The sequence below is a fragment of the Albidovulum litorale genome, from assembly GCF_025751495.1.
In the GTDB taxonomy this organism is placed as follows: domain Bacteria; phylum Pseudomonadota; class Alphaproteobacteria; order Rhodobacterales; family Rhodobacteraceae; genus Albidovulum; species Albidovulum litorale.
Map to the genome: position 1 here is coordinate 225,775 of NZ_JAOWKZ010000005.1, position 22,309 is coordinate 248,083.

Genomic DNA, 22,309 nt, shown 5'->3' on the forward strand with positions numbered 1-22,309 from the left:
TATGTTCAGCGCTGAACGAATCTCATATCGGTCCGGGAAATGAAAGGAAAAACCACCTTTTGGGGTGGCAGCGATAATCAGTGACCCTGATGCCACAGCATTGATGCAGTTGCGGGGCTGATCATCCGGGGGGTGCGACGACAAGATCCGATCGCGACGCTGGCGGTTGCCAGAACCTGCGTTGCTGGCTACCCTCCCCCAAGGCCAACAGAAAAGGGAGGGCTGCGAATGCGATCGATTCATAAGCGGCATCTGACCTATGGCCCTGTTCAAGCCCTGCATGACTGACGTGCAGGGCGGATCGACATAAGGTTTTCAGACCCCGATCTGCCCGGATGGGTGGCCGTTCCCTTTGCGGAAGGCCGCCCGACATTCTCGCCGCGATGACCAGACGGACGGCATCCGGCCCCGGCAGAGAAACCCGATATGACGATCCTGACCCTGAAAGACATTGGCGTAACGCTTGGCGCGCCGCTTTTCACCGATCTTTCCCTGACGCTGAGCCCGGGCGACCGCCTCGGCCTTGTCGCCGCGAACGGGCGGGGCAAATCCACGCTTCTGCGCATCATCGCCGGAGAAGCCGAACCGACGACCGGAGACGTGACCCGGTCGCGCGGCCTTCGCATCGGCCATCTGGTGCAGGAGATTCCCGAAAGGCTCATGCCCTTTCCGTTCCGCGCAGCCGTGCTTGACGCCCTGTCGCCGGATCAGGCCGAAAACGAAAGCTGGCGGGTGGATATTGTGCTCGACGATCTCTCGGTGCCCGGTGAACTGCGCGACCGGCCACTTACTGCTCTGTCCGGCGGCTGGCGCCGGATGGCGATGCTGACGCGGGTTTGGGTGACGGAGCCCGATTGCCTGCTGCTCGACGAGCCGACGAACCACCTCGATTTGGAACGGATTGCGGGGCTGGAGGCGTTCCTGACCGGCTTGCCGCGCAACTTCCCCCTGATCGTCGCCAGCCACGACCGCGCGTTTTTGGACCGTGTCACCAACCGCACCTTGTTTCTGCGCCCCGAGGCTTCCCGCGATTTCGCGCTGCCCTATTCTCGTGCACGGGCGGCGGTGGATGAGGCCGATGCTGCCGATGCCCGCCGCTTCGGCAATGAGATGCAGAAGGCCGCGGGCCTGCGCCGTCAGGCGGCGAAGCTGAAGAATATCGGCATCAATTCCGGCTCGGATCTCCTGACGGTGAAGACCAAGCAACTGAGCGAGCGGGCTGAAAGGATCGAGGCGACCGCCCGGCCTGCGCATCGCGAAGGCTCGGCGGGGGACATAAGGCTGGACGCGACGCGCAGCCATGCCCGCGCGCTGGTGACGCTGGAGGATGCCGGTGTGACCGCGCCCGACGGCCGTATGCTCTTCCGCACCGGCAGGAAATGGATCGTGCCGGGCGACCGGGTCGTCCTTCTGGGGGCGAATGGCGCGGGCAAGAGCCGGGCTTTGGCCCTGATCGCTGCGGCGATATCGGCGGGAGGGGCCGAGGGTTTGCGCATCGCGGCCTCGGTTGTGCCGGGTATCTTCGATCAGGGGCTCACGGGGCTGAACGGGGCCGACACTCCGTTTGAACTCATCGCCGGGAACTACGGCCAGTCGGACCAGACTGTGCGGGGTTTGCTGGCAGGCGTCGGGATCGCCATCGCGGCGCAGGACCGCCCGGCGCGGAACCTCTCGGGCGGGCAGCGGGCACGGCTTGCGATGCTGATCCTGCGGCTGATCCGCCCGAACCTCTATTTGCTTGATGAGCCGACCAACCATCTCGATATCGAGGGGCAGGAGGCGCTGGAGCGCGAGTTGATGGCCGAGGATGTCAGCGCGCTTATCGTCTCGCATGACCGCGCCTTCATCCGCGCCACCGGCACAAGGTTCTGGCGGATCGGTAAGGGGCGGCTGGACGAGGTGGATGACCCCGAGGCGTTCTTTGCCGGGATGGAGGGGGGCGGAGGCGGATAAGCTATTCCGCCGCCTCGACCTCTTTCTCGGCGTCCTGCTCGGCCAGCCAGCGTTCAGCATCAAGCGCGGCCATGCAGCCCATGCCGGCCGATGTGACGGCCTGCCGATAGACATGGTCGGTCAGGTCCCCGGCCGCAAAGACGCCGGAGATGGAGGTTTCGGTTGAACCCGGTTTGACCTTCACATAGGCGCCGTGATGCAGGTCCAACTGGTCTTTCACCAGTTCGGAAGACGGCGCGTGGCCGATGGCGACGAAGAAGCCGTCGCAGGGCACGACCTGCGTTTCGCCGGTCTGGACATGCTTGACCTTTACACCGGTGACGCCGAGCGGTGCCTCGGTGCCCAGCACTTCCTCGACCGTGTGGAACCACAGTGTCTCGATCTTCGGGTTCTTGAAGAGGCGGTCCTGAAGGATCTTTTCCGACCGAAGCTCGTCACGGCGGTGGATCAGCGTGACCTTGGAGGCGAAGTTGGTCAGGAACAATGCCTCTTCCACAGCGGTATTGCCGCCGCCGATGACGACCACTTCCTTGCCGCGATAGAAGAAGCCGTCGCAGGTTGCGCAGGCCGAGACGCCGAAGCCCTTGAACTTCTCTTCCGACGGCAGGCCCAGCCATTTCGCTTGCGCGCCGGTGGCGAGGATCACCGCATCGGCGGTATAGGTCGTGCCGCTGTCGCCCTGCGCGGTGAAGGGCCGTTTCGACAGGTCGAGCGCGGAGATATGGTCCGAGATCACCTCGGCTCCCATTGCCTTGGCATGGGCTTCCATCCGCACCATTAGGTCGGGACCCTGAACCTCGGTGTCGCCGGGCCAGTTCTCGACCTCGGTCGTGATGGTCAACTGGCCGCCGGGCTGGATGCCCTGCACCAGAAGTGGGTTCAGCATCGCGCGTGAGGCATAGACGGAAGCGGTGTAGCCTGCGGGGCCGGAACCGATGATCAGAACTTTCGTATGTCGTGCCGCGCCCATCGCCATTCCTTTCCGCAAGTGTCGAAGGCCATATAATCAGCATTGCCGAGCGGGAAAACCCCCGCTTGGGATTGGGCGGCTTCACAAGGGCAGGGTGTAAAAATCTTTTGAAGATTTTTACCAAGAAAATTTGAATTTTCTTGGCAGCGGAGACGGGGAGTTGCGAAAATAATTGCGCGTAGACGAAATATTATTGCGCATCCAGCCGCCCGAAGGTAAGTTCCGCAAAAATCCGAGGAGCATATTACCGATGGGCGCCAATCGTCTTGACGAGATCGACCGCAAGATCCTGGCCGAGTTGCAGGATGACGGGCGCATGACCAATGTCGAACTGGCCCGCCGCGTCGGGATTTCGGCCCCGCCCTGCCTGCGCCGGGTGCGGACGCTGGAAGAGGCGGGCTATATCCGCGGCTACCACGCCGATGTCAATCCGCGCGAACTGGGTTTCGAGGTTCAGGTCTTCGCCATGGTGGGGCTCCACAGCCAGGCCGAGGTCGATCTGTCGGCCTTCGAGCAGCGCTGCCGGAACTGGCCGTTTGTCCGCGAATGCCACATGCTGAACGGCGAGATCGACTTCATCCTGAAATGCGTGGCACCTGATCTGTCGTCATTTCAGACCTTTCTGACCGAGGAACTGACCTCCGCCCCGAATGTGGCCAGCGTCAAGACATCGCTCGTGATCCGCTGCGCCAAGGACAAGCCCGGCGTACCGTTTGACGTGCTGGAAGAAAGGCTCGGGCGCAGCGCCTGAGACCGATGATCGGTCCCCGGCACCGCGCCCGGAGGCTGCCGGTCCGGTTTCGCCCTAACCGACCAGGGCTGCCTCGACCTCTTTGGCAGTCATCCGCGGATGCGCCATCGCACCGAAGCCGCTGAAACCCTGCAAATGCGGGAACAGCGACAGGAAGCGCTGGGACAGTTCCACGCCGAACCGGTTCTGAAGCTCGGGGCCCGGGTGATAGCTTTCGATATCGAGCCCGGCGGCGCGGATCGAACCCTGCCGTTCAAGCATGATGTGATAGACCGGCACCGGGGTGACCGGCGTAACCTCGATGATGCTGACACCATCGACAAAGGTCGTCGCCGGGGCGTAGGAGCCGCTGAGATGGGCCTGATCGGGATTCTGGTCGCCGCGCACGAGAAGGCGCGCCGAGGGGCCGAGGACGACATCGGGCATCGGCCGTCCGACACCGAACGCATCGGCGGTCACCCGGATCATCCGGCCGGAGGACATTCCCGGCATCGCATGTGCCGGGAACAGCGTCATCGAGCCGATCCAGGTGATGGTTTCGCAGCGGCCTTCAGCGGTGATCGCCACCATACCCGGTACGAGGTCTTCGACGGCGACCGGCCCTTCGGTCGTCGCGATGACCGTTCCGCGGGCAAGTGCCGAGAACGCGGTCTCGAACTCCGCGATCGCGGGTGCGAGGCGGATAACACTTTCAATATTGCCATCGGCATCGAGATACGACACCTCGTATCGCCGCGTCATCGGCGCGCCGGTTGGCGCGGCCTTGCGGGGTTTGGGCGTGATTGAAGGAACAATTTGACTATGGTTTTTCGAAGGAGGTGTAACATCCGCCGAAAAACGGGCGGGGAACTGGGCATACGACACTAAAGCAGCCTTTCAGCACTATAGATCTGCGGGGCCCCCACCCCGAATGCAGATTTATGACCTTCACGTTAATCTGGCATTTATCAAAAAGTCAAAACGGTCAGCAGACTGGACCGGACTGGCAGTGCAATTCCCGATCACGCCAGTGCTTTGTTGCACCTGCCGGGACGAGTGTCACCATTCAGGAAATAGATTGGGTCCGATCCGCACAACAATGCGCGAATCGGTGACGCTCGACGCGGTGTTCCGTCCTGTCGAGTGTCTGGAAATAATCTGAAAGGGTTTTGCTGGCCCGACGGGACTATCCGGGGCGGTTTTCCCTCGCCCATGGAAATGCAAACTCGGGGCTTGCGCTCTCAAGGAGAATTCGTTTCATCCAGCGGGGTTTCTGCATCATCTTTTTTTGTCCTTGCCTCTGGTTTCGGCCTCTTTCGGGCCATGGATACGGGCCAGGATCTCTGCCCGCGCTACTACTCTAACCAGCAATGCGGCGCGGGTAGGGCAGTTCAGGTTGTATTTGATCTGCAGAACGTCACGCGCGCACAGGCTAAAATTAATCATTTTCAAAGGCTTGCGATGGGGTTTGCGGCAGCCGACGCGAATTGTGGCTTTTCCGTGGCGGTTCGGTGCTCTCTCTATAGCCGAATTGCGGAAATCAAGCGCCCGTAATCGGCTTCGTGCAGGTGGACCGAGCGGCGGTAGGAGAAGAACCGGTCAGGATCGCTGTAGGTGCAGTGGCCGGTCCACTCGGCACGGCGGATGCCTGCCTTGCGCAGCCGGTACAGCCCGAAACCGGGCAAATCGAAGAGGGCCCGGTCACCCCTGCCGCTGGAAAAGAAACGCGATAGTGCGGGGTCTTCAGTCAGGAACTCCTCGACGAATTCGGGGCCAACCTCATAGGCTTTCTGGCTGATTGACGGGCCGATCACCGCAACCGTGTCGCCGCGCCGCGCGCCAAGTGCGACCATCGCGTCGAGTGTTGCCTCCAGTACGCCTGACAGAGCGCCGCGCCATCCCGCATGGGCGGCGCCGATGACGCCTGCATTGTGATCTGCAAACAGCACTGGCTGGCAATCGGCGGTCAGCACCGTAAGCGCCAATCCAGGTTCGGCCGTCACCAGCGCATCGGCCCGCATCGGCGCGGTCAGTGGCCCGGTCACGGTCACGACATCGGCCGAGTGTACCTGGTGGACGCCGATCATCGACCCGGTCGAAATACCCAGCGCCTGTGCCACGCGCTCGCGATTGATGGCGACCGCCTCTGTCTGGTCCGAGGATCCGTGGCCGCAGTTCAACCCGGCAAAGATGCCCGACGACGCGCCGCCCTTGCGGGTGAAAAATCCATGCCGGAACGGCGCCAGCGCGTCATGGGTCAGAATGTCCAAGGTCATCGACATCAGGCAAGGTCCAATCCGGGAGGCGGCGCGCTGCCCCTCGGGTGGCAGGCGATGGCCTTGAACAACTGTCCCATTTCCTCGGGATGGGTCAAGCGCCGATGCGCGGCGATGTGGCTTTCCAGTTTTTCACCCGCGAGGTTCCGGGCAAGCGCCTGCGCCCGTGCCGTGATGCCGAGCCGTTCGAGGAATACACCCTGCGGGGTCATTGCCGTTGCCCTTGTCGCATCCGTCGCGAAGGCGTCCGCAAGCGACTGAAAATCGACATGCGCCGTCAGATCGGCGAGACCCGGTTCCGCAAAGGGATCGACCGGCTGGTGATCCTTCAGCGCCTGGAACGTATCGCCGAGTGAGCGCCAGTCGCCGTAATCGACGATCAGCGCGACGCCGCCATGTGCAGCGATGCGGCTGGCGATCTCTCCGGCAATGGCAGGCAGGGCAGGGCAGTGTTCGACGATATCCCCGGGCTTCGTGTCATGTGTGCGGTGGGCCAGAAGTGCCGCCGGTGCAGGAGGGGCAAGGCCCGGCACCAGCCTGTCGTTTTTCAGACCGACCTGCCGCTCTGCCCATCCCTCGATGCGGCGTTCGAACTGTCGTATCGGCAGCGCGTCGAAAAATTCGTTGGCAACAAGGTAGAGCGGCCCGTCGGGCAGTGTGGCAATGCTGTCATGCCAGTGCGGGGTATGGCCCTTCAGCGTCTCGGCCTGTTTCGCACGAAGCGCAGGCGATGCTTCGACCAGATGCACATTCGCGGCATCGGCCATGCCGGGCACCGCTCGGATCGTCCGCAGGATATCGGCCATCAGAGTGCCGCGCCCGGGGCCGATCTCGGCCAAGAGGAAGGGGGCGGGCCGCCCCTGATCCATCCAGCATTGGGCAAGGCAGAGGCCGAGCATTTCGCCGAACATCTGGCTGATCTCCGGCGCGGTGGTGAAGTCGCCTGCCGCGCCGAGGGGATCACGGGTCGCGTAATAACCGTGATCGGGGTTCAGGAGGCATTCGGCCATGTAATCCGACAGGCTCATCGGCCCCTCGGCGGCGATCCGTGCCGCGATGATCCGCCCAAGCGGCGTCACGCCCGCGCCCGACGCCAGAGCCACACCCCGACCACGATCATCGGCAATGACAGGAGCTGCCCCATCGACAGGCCGAAACCGCCCGCCTGCACCGCATATCCCATCGGGTTGTCCGGCGTGATGAACTGGGCATCTGCCTGTCGCACGAATTCAACGGCGAACCGCGAAAGCCCATAGCCGATCAGGAACATGCCGGTGATCAGACCGGGCGTTTTCAGTGCGCCGCGCCGGTAAAGGATGAACAGGACAAGGCCCAGAAGCAGCCCCTCCAGCCCCGCCTCGTAAAGCTGGCTCGGATGGCGGGCGCAGTCGCCGACGGGGATGCCCGCACAGGTCTGCGCCGTTTCGCCCGGAAAGATCACGCCCCAGGGCAGATCGGTCGGCCGCCCCCAAAGCTCGGCATTCACGAAATTGGCAATCCGTCCGAAGAAGAGGCCGATAGGTGCCACCAACGCCAGCGCATCGGCGAGTTGAAGGCGCGGCACGTCGTGGCGACGGCAGAACCAGAGTCCGGCGACAACGACGCCGAGAAACCCACCGTGAAAGGCCATGCCGCCCTGCCAGATCTGGATGATCTCACCCGGATTGGCGAGGAAATAACCGCGGTTATAGACGAAGACATAGACCAGCCGCCCGCCCAGAATCACGCCGAGAATGATTGCGGTCAGCAGGTCGTCGATACGTTCGGGCGCGGTTGGAGCGGTGTCGTTCGGCCACAGCTTGGGGCGCCGCATCAGCCCCAGCACGATGCGCCACCCGGCGATGATGCCTGCCAGGTAGGCGAGCGCATACCAGCGCAACGTCAGCGTTATGCCGAACAGGTCGATCGAAAATATGTCGTTCGAAATGTCGGGAAAGGGAATGGCAGCGTGCATGAACGTCTCCTTGCGCCCCTCTCAGAGCGCGCGGCCGCGACGAAGTCAACCTTGAGCTTTCGGACGCGTGCCCGCATATAGTCGACAACACGATTTTGCCTGGCAAGGAGGCACCGATGAGCGGACCGAACAAGTTCCTCGACGACATGTCGAAGCTGATGACCAATGCGATGGGCGTGGCCCAGGGCGCGCGGACCGAGGCCGAGACGGCGATGAAATCCTGGATGGACCGCTGGCTGGCCGACCGCGATTTCGTGACGCGCGAGGAGTTCGACGCCGTCCGCGCCATGGCCCAGAAGGCGCGGGAAGAGAACGAGGCGCTGAAGGCCCGGATCGAGGCGCTGGAGAAGGGCAAGAAGGGCTGACGACGGTCGGCTCGTGCCACACCCGTCACTAGCGCCGGGCGGCTGTCTATCCACAAGATTTTGTGGGAATTAACAAAAAATTGCTTTACAGGCCCTGTGTTCGCCTACACCATATCTGGTAAGGGCGGCGGTAACATCCGCCGTACCTTGAGCGGGCACCTAAGCCTTGCGGGCTGCCATCCACGCAAGGCCACAACCAGAGAGGCCGGGCATGTCATTATCCGAGGACTTCCTGAACACCGAGGACCTGCATCCGATCGACATTGTCGAGACGCTGGCCGAACACCACGAATGGGATTTCGACCGGGTGACCGACGACCAGATCGCCATGGCGGTCGAGGGTCAGTGGCGGACCTATTCCATCACGCTGGCCTGGTCGGGCTATGACGAGACCCTGCGCCTGATCTGCACCTTTGAGATGGACCCGCCGGAGGAAACTATCCCGGCGCTTTATGAAGCTTTGAACCGGGCCAATGACATGGTCTGGTCCGGCGGTTTCACCTTCTGGCGCGAACAGCGACTGATGGTCTGGCGCTATGGGCTCGTGCTCAATGGCGGCCATGTTGCGGGCCCGGAGCAGATCGACCGGCTGATCGGCGAGGCGGTGACCTCTGCCGAACGCTTCTACCCGGCCTTCCAGCTCACCTGTTGGGGCGGTGAGAGCCCCGAGCGCGCCATGGATGTGGCGATGACCCAGGCCTACGGGCGCGCGTAAGGGGCCATCCGGCGGCAGGGGCTTTCCCTCCGCCGCCGGATCGCTAATCTGCCTCCCGCGACAGAGGAGGCCTTCATGACTATGGATGACGTTCGCGACCGGGGGCTCGTGCTTCTGGGCTGCGGCAAGATGGGCTCGGCGATGCTGGCGGGCTGGCTGAAAGGCGGGCTGCCGCCCGGATCGGTCTGGGTGACGGACCCTTATCCCTCGGACTGGCTGAAGGCACAGGGCGTGCATCTGAATGAGGATCTGCCCGCCGCGCCTGCCATTGTGTTGATCGCGGTCAAGCCACAGATGATGACCGAGGCCTTGCCCGGCATCGCGGCTTTGGGTGGCGGGCGGACGCTGTTCCTGTCCGTTGCCGCCGGGACGACCATCGCGACCTACGAGGCGGTGCTGGGCGAGAGAACGCCCATCGTCCGCGCGATGCCCAATACACCCGCCGCCATCGCAAAGGGCATCACTGCGATCACCGGCAATTCCAAGGCGACAGAGGCGCATCTGAAGCTCGCCGAGGCGCTTCTGTCTGCGGTCGGGCAGGTTGTAAGGTTGGAGGGAGAGCATCAGATGGATGCGGTGACGGCGGTTTCAGGTTCCGGCCCCGCCTATGTCTTCCACCTGATTGAAACGCTGGCGGCGGCGGGAGAGGCCGAAGGCCTGCCCGCGCCGCTTGCCCTGAAACTGGCATGCGCGACGGTGGCCGGGGCGGGCGCTCTGGCCGAAGCGGCCGAAGAGGGGCCGGGGCAACTGAGGGTCAACGTGACGTCGCCCGGGGGAACCACTGCCGCGGCCCTCGGCGTGCTGATGGATGAGGCGCGCGGGTTTCCGGCGCTGCTGAAAGAGGCGGTGCATGCGGCGGCCGAACGGGGACGGGAACTGGGCAAATGACGATCAGCTTTGATGACTTCCTGAAGGTCGATATCCGCGTCGGACGAATCACGCGGGCCGAACCTTTCCCCGAGGCGCGCAAACCCGCGATCAGGCTCTGGGTCGATTTCGGGCCCGAAATCGGCGAGCGGAAATCCTCGGCCCAGATCACCCGGCACTACCAGCCAGAGGAGCTGGTGGGACGGCAGGTGCTGGGCGTCGTCAATTTCCCGCCACGCCAGATCGGGCCGGTCATGTCCGAGGTTCTGGTGCTGGGGGTGCCGGATGCGGACGGCGAGGTCGTGCTGATCGGGCCGGGCCACGAGGTGCCGGAGGGCGGGCGGCTTTACTGATTTCGCCCTCGGCTTTGCCTCGGCCGACACGCCGGAGGACGTCCCGTCCCCCGTCCCCCCTGGGGAGTATTTTCGGACAGAAAGTGGGTAACGGGTTCTTAACTCTGTTCGGTGAGTATCCAAATTGCGGTACAGGCGGGAGCGCCGTTGACCGCGACAGGAAGTGCAGCCCGTCCCGAAACCGGGGCGGGCTGTCTCACTTTCTGTCCGAGAATACTCCCGCTGGAGGGAACCGAGGGGCTGCGCTTCTGGCGCAGGCACGACAGATGTCTTGGCGCCGTAAGGCGCCTCAATTGGATCAGGTCTGGTCGGAAGCAGGTCGGTCGCCGATCTCTTCCCGCCAGTGCCGCCGACAAAGTGACACATAGGTTTCATTGCCGCCGATCTGCACCTGCGCCCCGTCGCGCATCGCCTTGCCGTCGGAGCCGCGCCTGACGACCATCGTTGCTTTCTTGCCGCAATGGCAGATGGTGCGCACCTCGCGCATCTCGTCTGCGAGTGCCAGCAGGGCCGCCGAGCCGGGAAAAAGCTCGCCGCGGAAATCGACGCGAAGTCCGTAACACATGACCGGAACGCCGAGATCGTCGACCGCGCGGGCCAGTTGCCAGACCTGTTCCTTGGTCAGGAACTGCGCCTCGTCGAGGAAGATGCAGTCGACCTGCCCCTGACCGAGCCGCGCGGCGATCGTGGCGAAGAGGTGGGTTTTGGTGTCATAGGTATCGGCCGCCTCGCCGATGCCGATGCGGCTGGCGATCCGGCCCGCGCCCGCCCGGTCGTCGAGCCGCGCGGTCAGAAGATAGGTGACCATGCCGCGTTCGCGGTAGTTGTGCGATGCCTGCAGAAGCAGCGTCGACTTGCCGGCGTTCATTGTCGAGTAGTGAAAGTAGAGCTTGGCCATGTCGCCTCATAGCGTCGCCCGCACCAAGCGCGCAAGGCAGTACCGGGGAAGCCCACCCAAGGCTTCCCCGGCCCGGCCGGTAACCCGAACGCAATGTGCCATCGTGGCCGGCCTTGGCCCCACGACGCATCCTACTCATGACCAAAAAAGGCTCGCCGCGCGGCTGCCGGTTTCCCGGCTCTGGCCCTCCCACCTGCCAGAAGCGCGACGAACCCCCACCAAAAACCGACGTCGGGTCGCCGGAAACTCATACCCATCCCCAAACACGGGACGCTTTAGAAATGACAAATCGGGGCGGGGGGATTAATGGGAATGACAGGGTTGATTTCCCCCTCTGATGCGAAAACGCTGAGGAAGAGGGTATGTGGTAGGGAGTTTGGTCTTGTCCGGGACGGTCGGCAGCTACTTGAAGAAACACACCGAGGCACTGGTGAAGGATGTCGGCATCGAGGCCGCGGCCGAACTCTGCGGCAAGTCGAAGGCAACGCTCGGGCGCTATTACTCGGCCGATGCCGACCATGCCGATAGGTTCATGCCGATAGATGTTGTCGCGGCACTGGAAGGGGCTTCGCGGTTTCCGCATGTGACGGCGGCCTTGGCCGATCTGCGCGGGATAACGCTGTCCTATGACGAGGATCGTCGCAACGCCAAAGCCGGGGGCATCAATTCCGATGTCGTGGCGCTTTCCCAGCGGTTCGCGATGCTGATGGGCGAATACAACCAGTCGATCGAAGACGGTAAGATCTCGATCAACGAGGCCAAGCGCCTTCTGGCAGAGACGCTCGCGATCCAGAAAGTGCTGATCGACATGAAGCTGAGCCTCGAGCAGGAGGCCGGCTGAACCGGCCTCCCCTTAGACTCAAGCCGCCTTGGTGCGCTTCGGGCGACGCGAAGGGCGGCGGGCCGGGCGTTTCGGCTGGCCTTCCGGGCGCTGTTTCTGCCCATGGGCGGCACCGCGACCCTGACGCTGGCCCTGCTTGGCCTTGGCGTCCTTGGCGGCGGCATTCGCCTCGGCCCCTGAAGGTGCGGTGCCGCCGATGACCGGGATCGCGGCTTTCATCACCTTTTCGATCGCCTTCAGATCGTTGAATTCGGCCGGGGCGCAGAAGGCCACGGCGCGGCCCGCCTTGCCCGCCCGCGCGGTGCGGCCGATGCGGTGGACATAGTTGTCGGGCACGTTCGGCAGGTCATAGTTGTAGACATGGCGCACGTCGGGAATGTCGATGCCACGCGCGGCGACATCGGTCGCGACCAGCACCTTGATCTTGCCGTCGCGGAAGGCCTGCAGGGTCCGTTCGCGCTGACCCTGGCTCTTGTTGCCATGGATCGCGCCGACATTGTGGCCCCAGCTTTCCAGCAATTTCATGAGCTTGTCTGAGCCGTGCTTGGTCCGGCCGAAGACCAGCGCCAGTTCGGAAGGGTGCTGGACGAGGTAGTCGTCGAGAAGCTTCGCCTTGTCGCCCTGATTGACGAAATGCACACCCTGCTCGATCTTCTCTGCCGCCTTGCCGGGGGGGGAGACCTGCACCCGGATCGGGTTGGTCAGGTAGCTTGCGGCAATCTCGTCCATCAGTTTCGGCATCGTCGCCGAGAAGAGCATGGTCTGACGTTCCGTCGGCAACAGCTTCGCAATCTTGCGCAGGGCGTGGATGAAACCAATGTCGAGCATCTGGTCGGCCTCGTCCAGCACCAGATAACGAACTTCGTTCAGTTTCACGGCCTTGCGGTCAAGAAGGTCGATCAGACGACCCGGGGTTGCGACCAGAATATCAATGCCGGAAGACAGCCTTTGGGCCTGTGCGTTGGGGCTTGCCCCGCCGACGACGCGGAAGCTGCGGACGGGGGTGCCTGCGGTAAATTTCTGAAGGTTTTCAGTGATTTGCGTGGCCAGTTCGCGCGTCGGCGCAAGGATCAGGGCGCGGCAGGTCTTGGGGTTGGGGCGGCGGCCGATTTCCAGCAGTTTCGTCACGATCGGCAGGCCGAAGGCGGCGGTTTTGCCGGTGCCGGTCTGGGCAAGGCCCATCACGTCGCGGCCGTCGAGGGCAGCGGGGATCGCGCGGGTCTGGATCGGCGTCGGCTCGGTCAGGCCGATCTGGGAGAGGTTGGCGACGACACGTTTGTCGATGCCGAGTTCTTCGAAGTAATTCAATGTCTTATCCTGTGGGTTCGGCCCCATCAATGGGCCGGAAAAGTCGGGTCACGCCGGGCGCGTTCGGGCGCGGCGTGGGCATCAGCGGGGTGCGGTTCGACGCGAACCGCAGGACCCCTGGCGTGACATGGGAACCGGTATCCGGGCCTCTGCCCCCATTATCGGGGAACGGCTGCTCACGCGGCAGCGGGCCGGTCGGACGGGGGGCAGATGAGGTATTTCGGACTATAAGTCAAGCGTCTGCAACGCGTCGGCATCCTGTCGGCAAAACGTATGGCAAAGGCGCACGCCCCGTTCAGCTTTTGGTGAGCCTGTCTGGAACTCCACCCGCGCCGCTTTTATGCTGGGCGGAACGCGAAACGGGACATGAGGCGGGAATGAGACTCTGGGCAAGCTTACTGGCGCTGATCGTGCTGCTTGCGGCCTGCGCCAAAGCGCCGGAGGTGGCGAGCCGCGATCAGGTTGCGGACCTCGCGGCTGGCATCCGCGCATTGGGGCCGGGGGTCGATCCGGAGGAGGCCGCGCGGGCCGCCGAGATTGCCTATTCCTGGTCGGCGCATCTGGCGCGGGAATATGAGATCGTTGACCCGCCTTTGGTCCACAACACCAAGGTCAATATGGGGCTGAAGCCACGCGGGCTCTGCTGGCACTGGGCCGAGGATATGGAAAAGCGGCTGAAGCAGGAGAACTTCCAGACATTGGAAGTGCAGCGCGCCATCGCCACGCCGGAATTCCTTGGCATCGACCATTCGACGGCTTTGGTCAGCCTGCCAGGGGGCACGATCTATGACGGCATGGTGCTGGACCCCTGGCGGAACGGCGGCAAGCTCTTCTGGTCGCCGACCGTGGCCGACACCCGCTACAACTGGCGCCCTCAGGCCGAGGTCCATGCCGAGAAGCGGCGCGAGATGGTGGCACGGGGCGAGATTGCGGTTGGGGGGTGATATTGCGTTATATACAATGTTACGCTATATATGACGCATGCGACTTGTCCTCGATACCAATGTCATCGTCGCGGGCACTCGCAGCCGGACGGGGGCGAGCAATCCGCTTCTGATCGCCGGATTCCGGGGCGGCTTTCGCTGGTGCTGTTCGGTGCCGCTCTTCTATGAATATGAAGACGTGCTGAACCGGGCCGAGTTCCTGCTGGAGACCGGGATCACGCGGAATGAGATCGGGGCGTTCCTGACCGACATTGCGGGGACGGTCACGCCGGTCGACCTGCATTTCCTCTGGCGACCGCAACTGCGCGACCCTGGAGATGAGATGGTGCTGGAAACGGCGGTCAACGCGCGGGCCGTCGCCATCGTGACGCATAATGCGCGGGATTTCGGGGCGGCGCCGGGCCGGTTCGGGATCGAAGTCCTGAGCCCGGCGGAGGCCTTGAGAAGGATCGTGACATGACCGCACCGAAAGCACGGGTATCGCTGAACCTGCCGCAATCGCTGAAAGCGGCGGCGGAGGATTTCGCGATGCGCGAAGGCGTATCGCTGAACCAGTTCATCGCGCTGGCCTTGGCCGAGAAAGTCGGTGCGGCGCGGGCGGCGGATTTCTTCACCGAACGTGGTCAGGGCGCGGATGCGGCACGCGCCGTGGCTTGGCTGGAGGGACGGCCGGGGTAAGTCGGTAAAAGTAGATGATCCGGTGGGTTCGCACGGAACCAACCTGTCTCCGGCTTGCTGCTGTCCCTCGGTCGTGCCGCAGCGCAGCGCCCTCTCGCCGGGCTTCAGCCCGTCAATAATGTCCCGCTTGCCGCTCCGCAGGCGGCGCTATATCTCTCGGGCGTTTGAATGCGGGCGGCGGAAGCGGGCCATGCGGTGTTTGTGGATGCTCGCCGTGGCGCTGGCCGGGGCGCTGATGCTGCCGGGTGCGGGCCGTGCCGCCGAGCAGGAATGCCGCGCCAACCTCAACGGTGTCGAGGTGGCGATCCGCTATGACCGCAAGGCCGAGGTCTATTCCTCGTTCCGTGAAAAGCGCCTGACCCGCCGCAAGACCTGCCCCGGTGCGGTGGTGATCGCCTATATGGTGCCGGGCCTGACCGAGGCCGAACGCGCGGTCTTTTGCGCGGTCTATGACAAGAAGAGCGATGAGTACCGCACCGTGGCCGAGGGCAGGCGCGACGCCTATGGCCGCTGCGCCCAGCCCTCGCGCGCCTGCCGGATCGTCAATGCGACGAAGGACGAGGTGGTGCAGATCGGCTCGGTCGGTGTCGGCGCGATGGCGCGCGGCGTGACGTCGGTGCGCGATCAGGCTGGGGTGCTGGTGCTGACCGGGCAGGCGAGCGCGCTGGCGGCACTTCTCACCGAAACCGGCACCGCCGTTGCGGCGACGCTGAATGCGCCGGGCGTGCTGGCCGGGGCGGCGGCGAGTGTGGTCGTGGTCGGCGGGGCGGTCTATGTCTGCCGCTGAGGGCGGGGCGTGACGCGCTGAAACCGGGATGTGCGCTGGCGGCTTCGTGGTAGAGTGCCGATGTCGATATCGGGGGGCCCCTTTCCACCATGACCGCAAGAGACAGGATCGCGGAAGACAACTACGTCGCGACCTTTGCCGGGATGGCCGGGTTGCTGCCCGGCGGGGTCTGTGATGCGCGGGACGGGGCGCTGCATATCTATAGCGGGGCGGAGATTGCGACGTTTAACCCGACGATCCTCTGCGGGCCGGACCTTGATGCCGACCGGGCGCTGGACGCGGCCGTGGCGTTTTATTCCCGCCATGGCTCGCCCCTCTGGACGGTCGCGACGCGGGCGGCGGATGCGCCGGGGGTTGAGCCCGCGCTGCGTGCGCGGGGGTTCAGCGTCGATGAGGAGGTGCCGCATATGGTGCTCGACCGGATTTCGCCGCCGGTCATGCCCGAGGGGCTGGAGGTGGAGCAGGTCACGGATTTCGCCGGGCTGCGATGCCATTTCGAGGTCGTGGCCGAGGCGTTCGGGATTCCGTTCAGCCTGTTCGGGCCCGCCTGCGACCCGGCGTTGCTGGACGATCGGTTCGGTTTCTTTGTCGGCCGGTGGGAGGGCCGCCCGGTCGCAACCTCGCTCTGCGCGGTGTCGGACGGGGCGGGTGTCAGGTGCGCGGGCATCTACAACGTGTGCATTCTGGAGGCGCACCGGGGCCGGGGGCTCGGCTTCGCGATGACCGCCTATGCGGCGGAGGCGGGCCGCAGTGGGCACGGTTGCGAGGTGGCGGCGTTGCAGGCGACGGAAATGGGCTATCCGCTATACGAGCGGATGGGCTACCGGGAGGTCACGTGCTGGCGGATGTGGTCACCGCCGAAGTGAGGGGGTGAGACCGGGTCGGGAACCGTCCAGCAGACCGTTTTCCGGGCGAACGCCCTCCCGTGACGGGTTAGGTAGTTGTGTGAGGGGCTTTCTAAACGTTACGCTGAACTGTACTCACAGTCTGAAAGACAAATACGCAATCGGATAATAAGTATGGACCAAGCTTGGAGTAGAGTTTTGTTTGCCGCAACGTGGTGTGGAACGCTTCTCATATTTTCTATTATTCTCACTTTTTCGAATTTCGACGCCTATGGGGAGGAATTTAATGACCCAGCGGCGCGACTCGCGGAGAGCTTGGAAGGAATGGGGTATTCCCACGTCGAAATTGAGGAATGCCGGGTCAAGTTTTCAAGAAAGCTTGACGTCGCGTGCCCCACAAACAGGGCTATTTCCTATAGAAGAGACTTCAACTTGGCGAACCTTCTTGTCGATGAAATCAGCGAGGTGACGGAGCAACGGAATAACGAAAAAAAATATTATGAATTTCAGATACCTCCTACATCCGAGTACGCGCGGTATACACGAGCGTTAAGCTTTTTCACGACCGAGGTGAAGGTGCGGTATCCACAGATTATCTGGCCATTCATCTTCGACGAAAGCACCAATGAGATTAGTGATTTCTTCTATGAGATATTTCCGAAGGAATCAGATTTGAACTGGTGGGTGTTGGAAACTTGTTTTGGGAAGGCTCCAGATTTTGATATAATTTTCAGAATGTCGTATTCCGACAAGGCAACTCTGGACGAGTTTCGTGGCCGCTTGATTGAATATTCTGATTCTCAGGATTGCGACCGAAACTAGGATAGTTCAGCGCTTATTTTTAAAACAAGCCAATGCCGTTAGTCGATATTCCCGGAGTGCGCAGCTTGTGCGCAGGCGCGTCTCTCCCGACCTTTCGCCGGGGAAACTCTCCACTGGAGAGTTTCCTGATCCGGCTCTCCCGGCCCGATCCTTGCGGATCGTGCGTTCGACGCTGACGACCTTCCACTGGAAGGTCGTCCGGGCGCGTCTCACCCCTGCAGCGTCCTCACGCCGATCCCCTCACCCCGTGCCTTGATCGCCTGCACGGCTGCGACGCTGCCGGCGGCGGTGGTGTAGTAGGGGATCTTGTCGTAGAGAGCGACGGCGCGGATGCTCCGGCTGTCCTCGATCGCCTGCTGCCCCTCGGTCGTGTTGAAGAGAAGCGCGACCTCGCCGTTCTTCAGCCGGTCGACGATGTGCAGCTTACCCTCCTGCCGGCCTTCATAGACCTTGTTGACGGTCTCGGCTGTGATCCCGTTCTCGGCGAGGAAGGACGCGGTGCCACGGGTGGCGATGATGTCGAAGCCCATCGCCACCAGATCGCGGGCGGCGGCGGCCATTTCGGGCGTCTTGTCCATGTCCTTGATCGAGATGAAGACGCGGCCGGTTTCCGGCAGCGTTGTGCCCGCGCCGAGCTGGGCCTTGAGGAAGGCGAGCGGGAAGGTGCGGTCCCAGCCCATGACTTCGCCGGTCGAGCGCATTTCGGGCCCCAAGATCGTATCGACGCCGGGGAAGCGGGCGAAGGGCATGACGGCCTCCTTGACGCTGAACCACGGCATGATCGGATCGGCGAGCGTCATCGGATCGGCGTAGGGCAGGTCGGTATCGGGGCCGACGCCCGCAGGGTAGGGCGCGCGCATCGGGAAGTTCGACATCGGCTCGCCCGCCATGAGCCGCGCGGCGATGGAGGCGATGGCCGAGTCCGTGGCTTTGGCGACGAAGGGCACGGTGCGGCTGGCGCGGGGGTTGACCTCCAGCACATAGATCTCGCCGTTCTTGATCGCGAACTGGACGTTCATCAGGCCCTTGACCTTGAGGGCGATGGCCATGGCCTCAGTCTGGCGCTTGAGTTCCGCGACGGTGTCGGCGGAGAGCGAATGCGGCGGCAGGCAGCAGGCAGAGTCGCCCGAATGCACGCCGGCCTCTTCGATATGTTCCATGATGCCCGCGACATGCACCGTGGTGCCGTCGCAGAGCGCGTCCACGTCCACTTCAATGGCGCCGGAGAGGTAGCTGTCGAGGAGGACGGGGTTCTTGCCCGAGACGTCGACCGCATGGGTGATGTAGCGCTTCAGGTGGTCCATGTCGCGCACGATCTCCATCGCGCGGCCGCCGAGGACGTAGGACGGGCGGATCACGAGGGGGAAGCCGACGCGTTCCGCGATTTCAATGGCTTGCGCGTCGGACGAGGCGATGCCGTTGACCGGTTGCCTGAGGCCGAGGTCGTTCAGGAGTTTCTGGAACCGCTCGCGGTCCTCGGCAAGGTCGATGGCGTCGGGCGTGGTGCCGAGGATCGGGATGCCCTCGGCCTCGAGCGCGTTGGCGAGTTTCAGCGGCGTCTGGCCGCCGAACTGGACGATGACGCCGTGGAGCGTGCCGTTCGACTGCTCGACGCGGAGGATTTCGAGGACGTGTTCGAGGGTCAGCGGTTCGAAATACAGGCGGTCGGAGGTGTCGTAGTCGGTCGACACGGTCTCCGGGTTGCAGTTGATCATGATGGTTTCATAGCCCGCGTCGGTCAGCGCGAAGCAGGCATGGCAGCAGCAATAGTCGAACTCGATCCCCTGGCCGATCCGGTTGGGGCCGCCACCGAGGATGACGACCTTTTTCGCGTCGGTGGGCCGCGCCTCGCATTCCACGTCGCCCATCGCGGGGACCTCATAGGTGGAATACATATAGGGCGTCTGGGCCTCGAACTCCGCGCCGCAGGTGTCGATGCGCTTGAAGACGGCTTTGACATTGGCGGCGAGGCGGGCCTTGCGGACCGCGGCCTCTTCCTTGCCGGTGAGTTTCGCCAGACGGGCATCGGTGAAGCCCATCATCTTGAGCTGCCTGAGGCCGCTTTCATCCGTGGGCAGGCCAGAGGCGCGCACGGCGTCCTCGGCCGTGACGATCTCGCGGATGCGGGCGAGGAACCAGGGGTCGAAGGCCGTGGCGTGCTGGATTTCGTCATCCGTCAGACTGTGGCGCATGGCCTGTGCGATCAGCCGGAGCCGGTCAGGGGTCTGGGCGGAGATGGCCTTGATCACTGCGGCCTTGTCGGGCGCGCCCTCGATCCTGATCTCATCGAACCCGGTCAGGCCGGTTTCCATGCTGGCCAGCGCCTTTTGCAGGGACTCATGGATCGTGCGGCCGATGGACATCGCCTCGCCCACCGATTTCATCGCGGTGGTGAGTTCGGCCTTGCTCCCCGGGAATTTCTCGAACGCGAAGCGCGGGATCTTGGTGACGACATAGTCGATGGTCGGCTCGAACGAGGCGGGCGTGACCTTGGTGATGTCGTTGTCGAGTTCGTCGAGCGTGTAACCGACGGCAAGCTTCGCCGCGATCTTGGCGATGGGGAAGCCGGTTGCCTTGGAGGCGAGCGCCGAGGACCGCGACACGCGCGGGTTCATCTCGATCACGACCATGCGGCCGTCCTTGGGGTTGATCGCCCATTGCACGTTCGACCCGCCGGTTTCCACCCCGATCTCGCGCAGGACGGCGATCGAGCCGTTGCGCATGATCTGGTATTCCTTGTCGGTCAGAGTCAGGGCGGGGGCGACGGTGATCGAGTCGCCGGTATGGACGCCCATCGGATCGACGTTCTCGATGGAGCAGACGATGATCGCGTTGTCCGCCTTGTCGCGGACGACCTCCATCTCGTACTCCTTCCAGCCCAGCAGCGATTCGTCGACGAGGATCTGCGCCATGGGCGAGGCGTCTAGGCCGGAGCGGCAGATCGCCTCATACTCATCCCGGTTATAGGCCACGCCGCCGCCGGTGCCGCCGAGGGTGAAGGCAGGGCGGATGATTGCGGGCAGGCCGATATGTTCCAGGGCTTCCATCGCCTCGGCCACACCCGCGTTCACGTCATACTTGCCGTTCGGCTTTTTCGGCGCGGCGATGATCGTGGCCTTGGGGTTTTCGATGCCAAGCCGGTCCATCGCCTCGCGGAACAATTTGCGGTCTTCTGCCATTTCGATGGCCTGCCGGTTGGCGCCGATCAGTTCCACGTTGAACTTTTCCAACACCCCCATATCGGCGAGCGCCAGCGAGGTATTGAGCCCGGTCTGCCCGCCCATCGTCGGCAAGAGCGCGTCGGGGCGTTCCTTTTCGATGATCTTGGCGACGATTTCAGGGGTGATCGGCTCGATATAGGTGGCGTCGGCCATGCCGGGATCGGTCATGATCGTGGCGGGGTTGGAGTTCACGAGGATGACACGGTAACCTTCCTCGCGCAGCGCCTTGCAGGCCTGGGCACCGGAATAATCGAACTCGCAGGCCTGACCGATGACGATGGGCCCTGCTCCGATGATCATGATCGACTTGATATCGGTTCTTTTCGGCATCGTCCCGGACCCCTCATGCAAATTGTCGGGGGTTATAGACAGAACCGGCCAGCGCGCAACCCCTGTCAGGCGGGTTCTTTCGGCATCCGGCTGGCAGCGGCAAAGAGGGCGGCGAGGACGATTAACCAAACCGTGCACATCAGCCACGTGTAGTGAGCGACTGGCCAGGGCAGAGCGCCGATCTGCGCGAAGACTGGTGTTAACGACGGAACGCCGACAAGTGCGATCAGAGTGATTGCGGTGCGGCGCGGTAGAATGCCGAGGAGGCCCGGCAGAAGCAACATCGGCAGGACGTAGTAGTGCAGCCAGCCAAGAGGTCCGAACAGTGCAAGTATGATAGAGAAAGCAAAAAGGCTGATCGCGCGGCGTGCATCGCCGGGAAGCCGGTAAAGCACCTGTCCGAACGCGATGGTTATCAAGAGTGCCGTGATCGCAATAGTCGGAGATAACCAGCGGGGAACGGCTGTAAACACGAACTGCGTTGCCTCGGGGTCAATCGGCGGCAGGAGCCCAAGTGCGGACCCGATTGCCAGAGTCGTCGGCAGGATCGAAGTGTTTATCGCGATAAGGTAAGCGACATCCTTGACGAGCGCGAGGCTTTGCAGAAACGCTTGGTGCGCGGGCCAGCCGGAAATTCCGACCGAAATTAGTCCGAGCGCCGCGCCTATGGTGGTGAAATACGCCGCAGCGCGCCATTGGCGGTCAAGAAGGAAGATCAGCACAAGGAAGGCTGGCGTCAATTTGACCGAAGCAGCCACAGCGAGTGCCCCTCCAGCCGTCAGCGGACGACCGTATTGCAGGCGTTCGAATGCGAGAAGGATTAAGAAACCGACGGTGATTGTCGGCTGATTATGCCTTATGGCGAGGTAGGTTTGGACCGACAGCGTGAGTGTCAGGAGACCGATCGCAGTCCAGACCCACCACGGCATGGCGGCGGGCTTGATGAGCCGCCCGGCCAACCAGACCGAGGCGGCAAGGAGCGGGATCTGGATCAGCGCGGCGGCATTGAAAAAGCCTTGCGGGGAAAGAATCTCGGTAAGTGGCGCCGTCAGCACCGCCCAGATCGGCGGGTAGACATAGGCGAAGCTGCTTTCGTCCGCGATGCCCATTGCGGCCATCGCCGGTTGCCAGCTTTCCGCAATGCCGCCGAAGAACGCGGGTGGCGTGTCATAGATCAGCGCGCCCTGACCGGACTGCCAGAGCCAGCCGGCGATGTAGACCGCCGAGAGGTCTTCGGCCCATTGCCCCCATTGCTGCCAAAGGACCGCAACGGTCCAGAACGCCAGAAGCAGCACTGAAATGAGCTTGTCACGGTCATCATCAATGGAAAGCGCGGCGATCCGGGGCGTGCGTTGCGCGGGCTTCGGGGGCATCCGGGTCCTGTCGGGCTGCATCTGGCCCGACGCTAGCTGGCCGGGCGGCGCTTGAAAAGGCCTGACCCGCCCTTGACTT

General features: G+C 63.4%; 22 protein-coding genes. 13 read left to right on the forward strand and 9 right to left on the reverse strand.

Features of this window, described 5'->3' with window-relative positions:
- Positions 1-426: 426 nt before the first annotated feature.
- Positions 427-1,953, forward strand: a complete 1,527-nt coding sequence (locus tag OEZ71_RS18975; RefSeq protein WP_263741656.1) for an ABC-F family ATP-binding cassette domain-containing protein — start codon at positions 427-429, stop codon at positions 1,951-1,953.
- Position 1,954: 1 nt separating this feature from the next.
- Here OEZ71_RS18975 and trxB read toward each other — a convergent pair whose 3' ends face one another.
- Entirely contained in the window at positions 1,955-2,923 is a 969-nt protein-coding gene (gene trxB, locus OEZ71_RS18980; RefSeq protein WP_263741657.1) for a thioredoxin-disulfide reductase, read from the reverse strand.
- A gap of 250 nt (positions 2,924-3,173) precedes the next feature.
- Between trxB and OEZ71_RS18985 the strand changes: the two genes are divergently transcribed.
- Positions 3,174-3,674 (forward strand): Lrp/AsnC family transcriptional regulator, encoded by a 501-nt coding sequence (locus tag OEZ71_RS18985; RefSeq protein WP_263741658.1) that lies wholly within the window; start codon positions 3,174-3,176, stop codon positions 3,672-3,674.
- A gap of 54 nt (positions 3,675-3,728) precedes the next feature.
- Here OEZ71_RS18985 and OEZ71_RS18990 read toward each other — a convergent pair whose 3' ends face one another.
- From OEZ71_RS18990 to lgt, 4 genes are all read right to left on the reverse strand, one after another.
- Positions 3,729-4,415, reverse strand: a complete 687-nt coding sequence (locus tag OEZ71_RS18990) for a Hint domain-containing protein (RefSeq protein WP_263741659.1) — start codon at positions 4,413-4,415, stop codon at positions 3,729-3,731.
- A gap of 758 nt (positions 4,416-5,173) precedes the next feature.
- Entirely contained in the window at positions 5,174-5,929 is a 756-nt protein-coding gene (gene pgeF / locus OEZ71_RS18995; protein WP_263741830.1) for a peptidoglycan editing factor PgeF, read from the reverse strand.
- Positions 5,930-5,934: 5 nt separating this feature from the next.
- Positions 5,935-7,008: a class I SAM-dependent methyltransferase gene (locus OEZ71_RS19000; protein ID WP_263741831.1), complete on the reverse strand. Its 1,074-nt coding sequence runs from the start codon at positions 7,006-7,008 to the stop codon at positions 5,935-5,937.
- The gene (lgt, locus tag OEZ71_RS19005; RefSeq protein ID WP_263741660.1) at positions 7,005-7,883 is read right to left on the reverse strand and encodes a prolipoprotein diacylglyceryl transferase; all 879 of its coding nucleotides are present in this window, start codon (positions 7,881-7,883) and stop codon (positions 7,005-7,007) included. Before lgt ends, OEZ71_RS19000 begins: the two co-directional genes overlap by 4 nt.
- 116 nt (positions 7,884-7,999) lie before the next feature.
- Here lgt and OEZ71_RS19010 point away from each other — a divergent pair, with 116 nt between their 5' ends.
- From OEZ71_RS19010 to OEZ71_RS19025, 4 genes are all read left to right on the forward strand, one after another.
- The gene (locus tag OEZ71_RS19010) at positions 8,000-8,248 is read left to right on the forward strand and encodes an accessory factor UbiK family protein (protein WP_263741661.1); all 249 of its coding nucleotides are present in this window, start codon (positions 8,000-8,002) and stop codon (positions 8,246-8,248) included.
- A 211-nt stretch (positions 8,249-8,459) separates the two neighbouring features.
- On the forward strand, positions 8,460-8,963 hold the full coding sequence (locus tag OEZ71_RS19015; RefSeq protein WP_263741662.1) for a type III secretion system chaperone family protein: 504 nt from the start codon (positions 8,460-8,462) through the stop codon (positions 8,961-8,963).
- A 75-nt stretch (positions 8,964-9,038) separates the two neighbouring features.
- Complete coding sequence (gene proC, locus OEZ71_RS19020; RefSeq protein WP_263741663.1) at positions 9,039-9,851, forward strand: pyrroline-5-carboxylate reductase; 813 nt, start codon at positions 9,039-9,041, stop codon at positions 9,849-9,851.
- Positions 9,848-10,183 (forward strand): tRNA-binding protein, encoded by a 336-nt coding sequence (locus OEZ71_RS19025; RefSeq protein ID WP_263741664.1) that lies wholly within the window; start codon positions 9,848-9,850, stop codon positions 10,181-10,183. The genes proC and OEZ71_RS19025 overlap by 4 nt, the downstream gene beginning before the upstream one ends.
- A gap of 298 nt (positions 10,184-10,481) precedes the next feature.
- On the opposite strand, the gene OEZ71_RS19030 is transcribed toward OEZ71_RS19025, so the two are convergent.
- Complete coding sequence (locus OEZ71_RS19030; RefSeq protein WP_263741665.1) at positions 10,482-11,081, reverse strand: thymidine kinase; 600 nt, start codon at positions 11,079-11,081, stop codon at positions 10,482-10,484.
- Between the two features lie 382 nt (positions 11,082-11,463).
- Between OEZ71_RS19030 and OEZ71_RS19035 the strand changes: the two genes are divergently transcribed.
- Positions 11,464-11,922, forward strand: a complete 459-nt coding sequence (locus tag OEZ71_RS19035) for a hypothetical protein (protein WP_263741666.1) — start codon at positions 11,464-11,466, stop codon at positions 11,920-11,922.
- An 18-nt stretch (positions 11,923-11,940) separates the two neighbouring features.
- Here the strand turns inward: OEZ71_RS19035 and OEZ71_RS19040 are convergent, their stop codons facing one another.
- Positions 11,941-13,257, reverse strand: coding sequence for a DEAD/DEAH box helicase (locus OEZ71_RS19040; RefSeq protein ID WP_412175656.1), 1,317 nt, complete (start codon positions 13,255-13,257; stop codon positions 11,941-11,943).
- A gap of 350 nt (positions 13,258-13,607) precedes the next feature.
- Here OEZ71_RS19040 and OEZ71_RS19045 point away from each other — a divergent pair, with 350 nt between their 5' ends.
- From OEZ71_RS19045 to OEZ71_RS19070, 6 genes are all read left to right on the forward strand, one after another.
- Positions 13,608-14,174: a hypothetical protein gene (locus tag OEZ71_RS19045; RefSeq protein WP_263741668.1), complete on the forward strand. Its 567-nt coding sequence runs from the start codon at positions 13,608-13,610 to the stop codon at positions 14,172-14,174.
- A gap of 37 nt (positions 14,175-14,211) precedes the next feature.
- Positions 14,212-14,634, forward strand: coding sequence for a putative toxin-antitoxin system toxin component, PIN family (locus tag OEZ71_RS19050; protein ID WP_263741669.1), 423 nt, complete (start codon positions 14,212-14,214; stop codon positions 14,632-14,634).
- A complete protein-coding gene (locus OEZ71_RS19055; RefSeq protein WP_263741670.1) occupies positions 14,631-14,852 on the forward strand; it encodes a pilus assembly protein HicB in 222 nt (73 codons plus the stop codon). The genes OEZ71_RS19050 and OEZ71_RS19055 overlap by 4 nt, the downstream gene beginning before the upstream one ends.
- A gap of 190 nt (positions 14,853-15,042) precedes the next feature.
- Complete coding sequence (locus tag OEZ71_RS19060) at positions 15,043-15,639, forward strand: hypothetical protein (protein WP_263741671.1); 597 nt, start codon at positions 15,043-15,045, stop codon at positions 15,637-15,639.
- 89 nt (positions 15,640-15,728) lie between these two features.
- The gene (locus OEZ71_RS19065; protein WP_263741672.1) at positions 15,729-16,505 is read left to right on the forward strand and encodes a GNAT family N-acetyltransferase; all 777 of its coding nucleotides are present in this window, start codon (positions 15,729-15,731) and stop codon (positions 16,503-16,505) included.
- 153 nt (positions 16,506-16,658) lie between these two features.
- Complete coding sequence (locus OEZ71_RS19070; protein WP_263741673.1) at positions 16,659-17,306, forward strand: hypothetical protein; 648 nt, start codon at positions 16,659-16,661, stop codon at positions 17,304-17,306.
- A 209-nt stretch (positions 17,307-17,515) separates the two neighbouring features.
- Here OEZ71_RS19070 and carB read toward each other — a convergent pair whose 3' ends face one another.
- Complete coding sequence (gene carB / locus OEZ71_RS19075; protein ID WP_263741674.1) at positions 17,516-20,857, reverse strand: carbamoyl-phosphate synthase large subunit; 3,342 nt, start codon at positions 20,855-20,857, stop codon at positions 17,516-17,518.
- Between the two features lie 65 nt (positions 20,858-20,922).
- Positions 20,923-22,230, reverse strand: coding sequence for a glycosyltransferase family 87 protein (locus tag OEZ71_RS19080; RefSeq protein WP_263741675.1), 1,308 nt, complete (start codon positions 22,228-22,230; stop codon positions 20,923-20,925).
- Positions 22,231-22,309 lie beyond the last annotated feature (79 nt).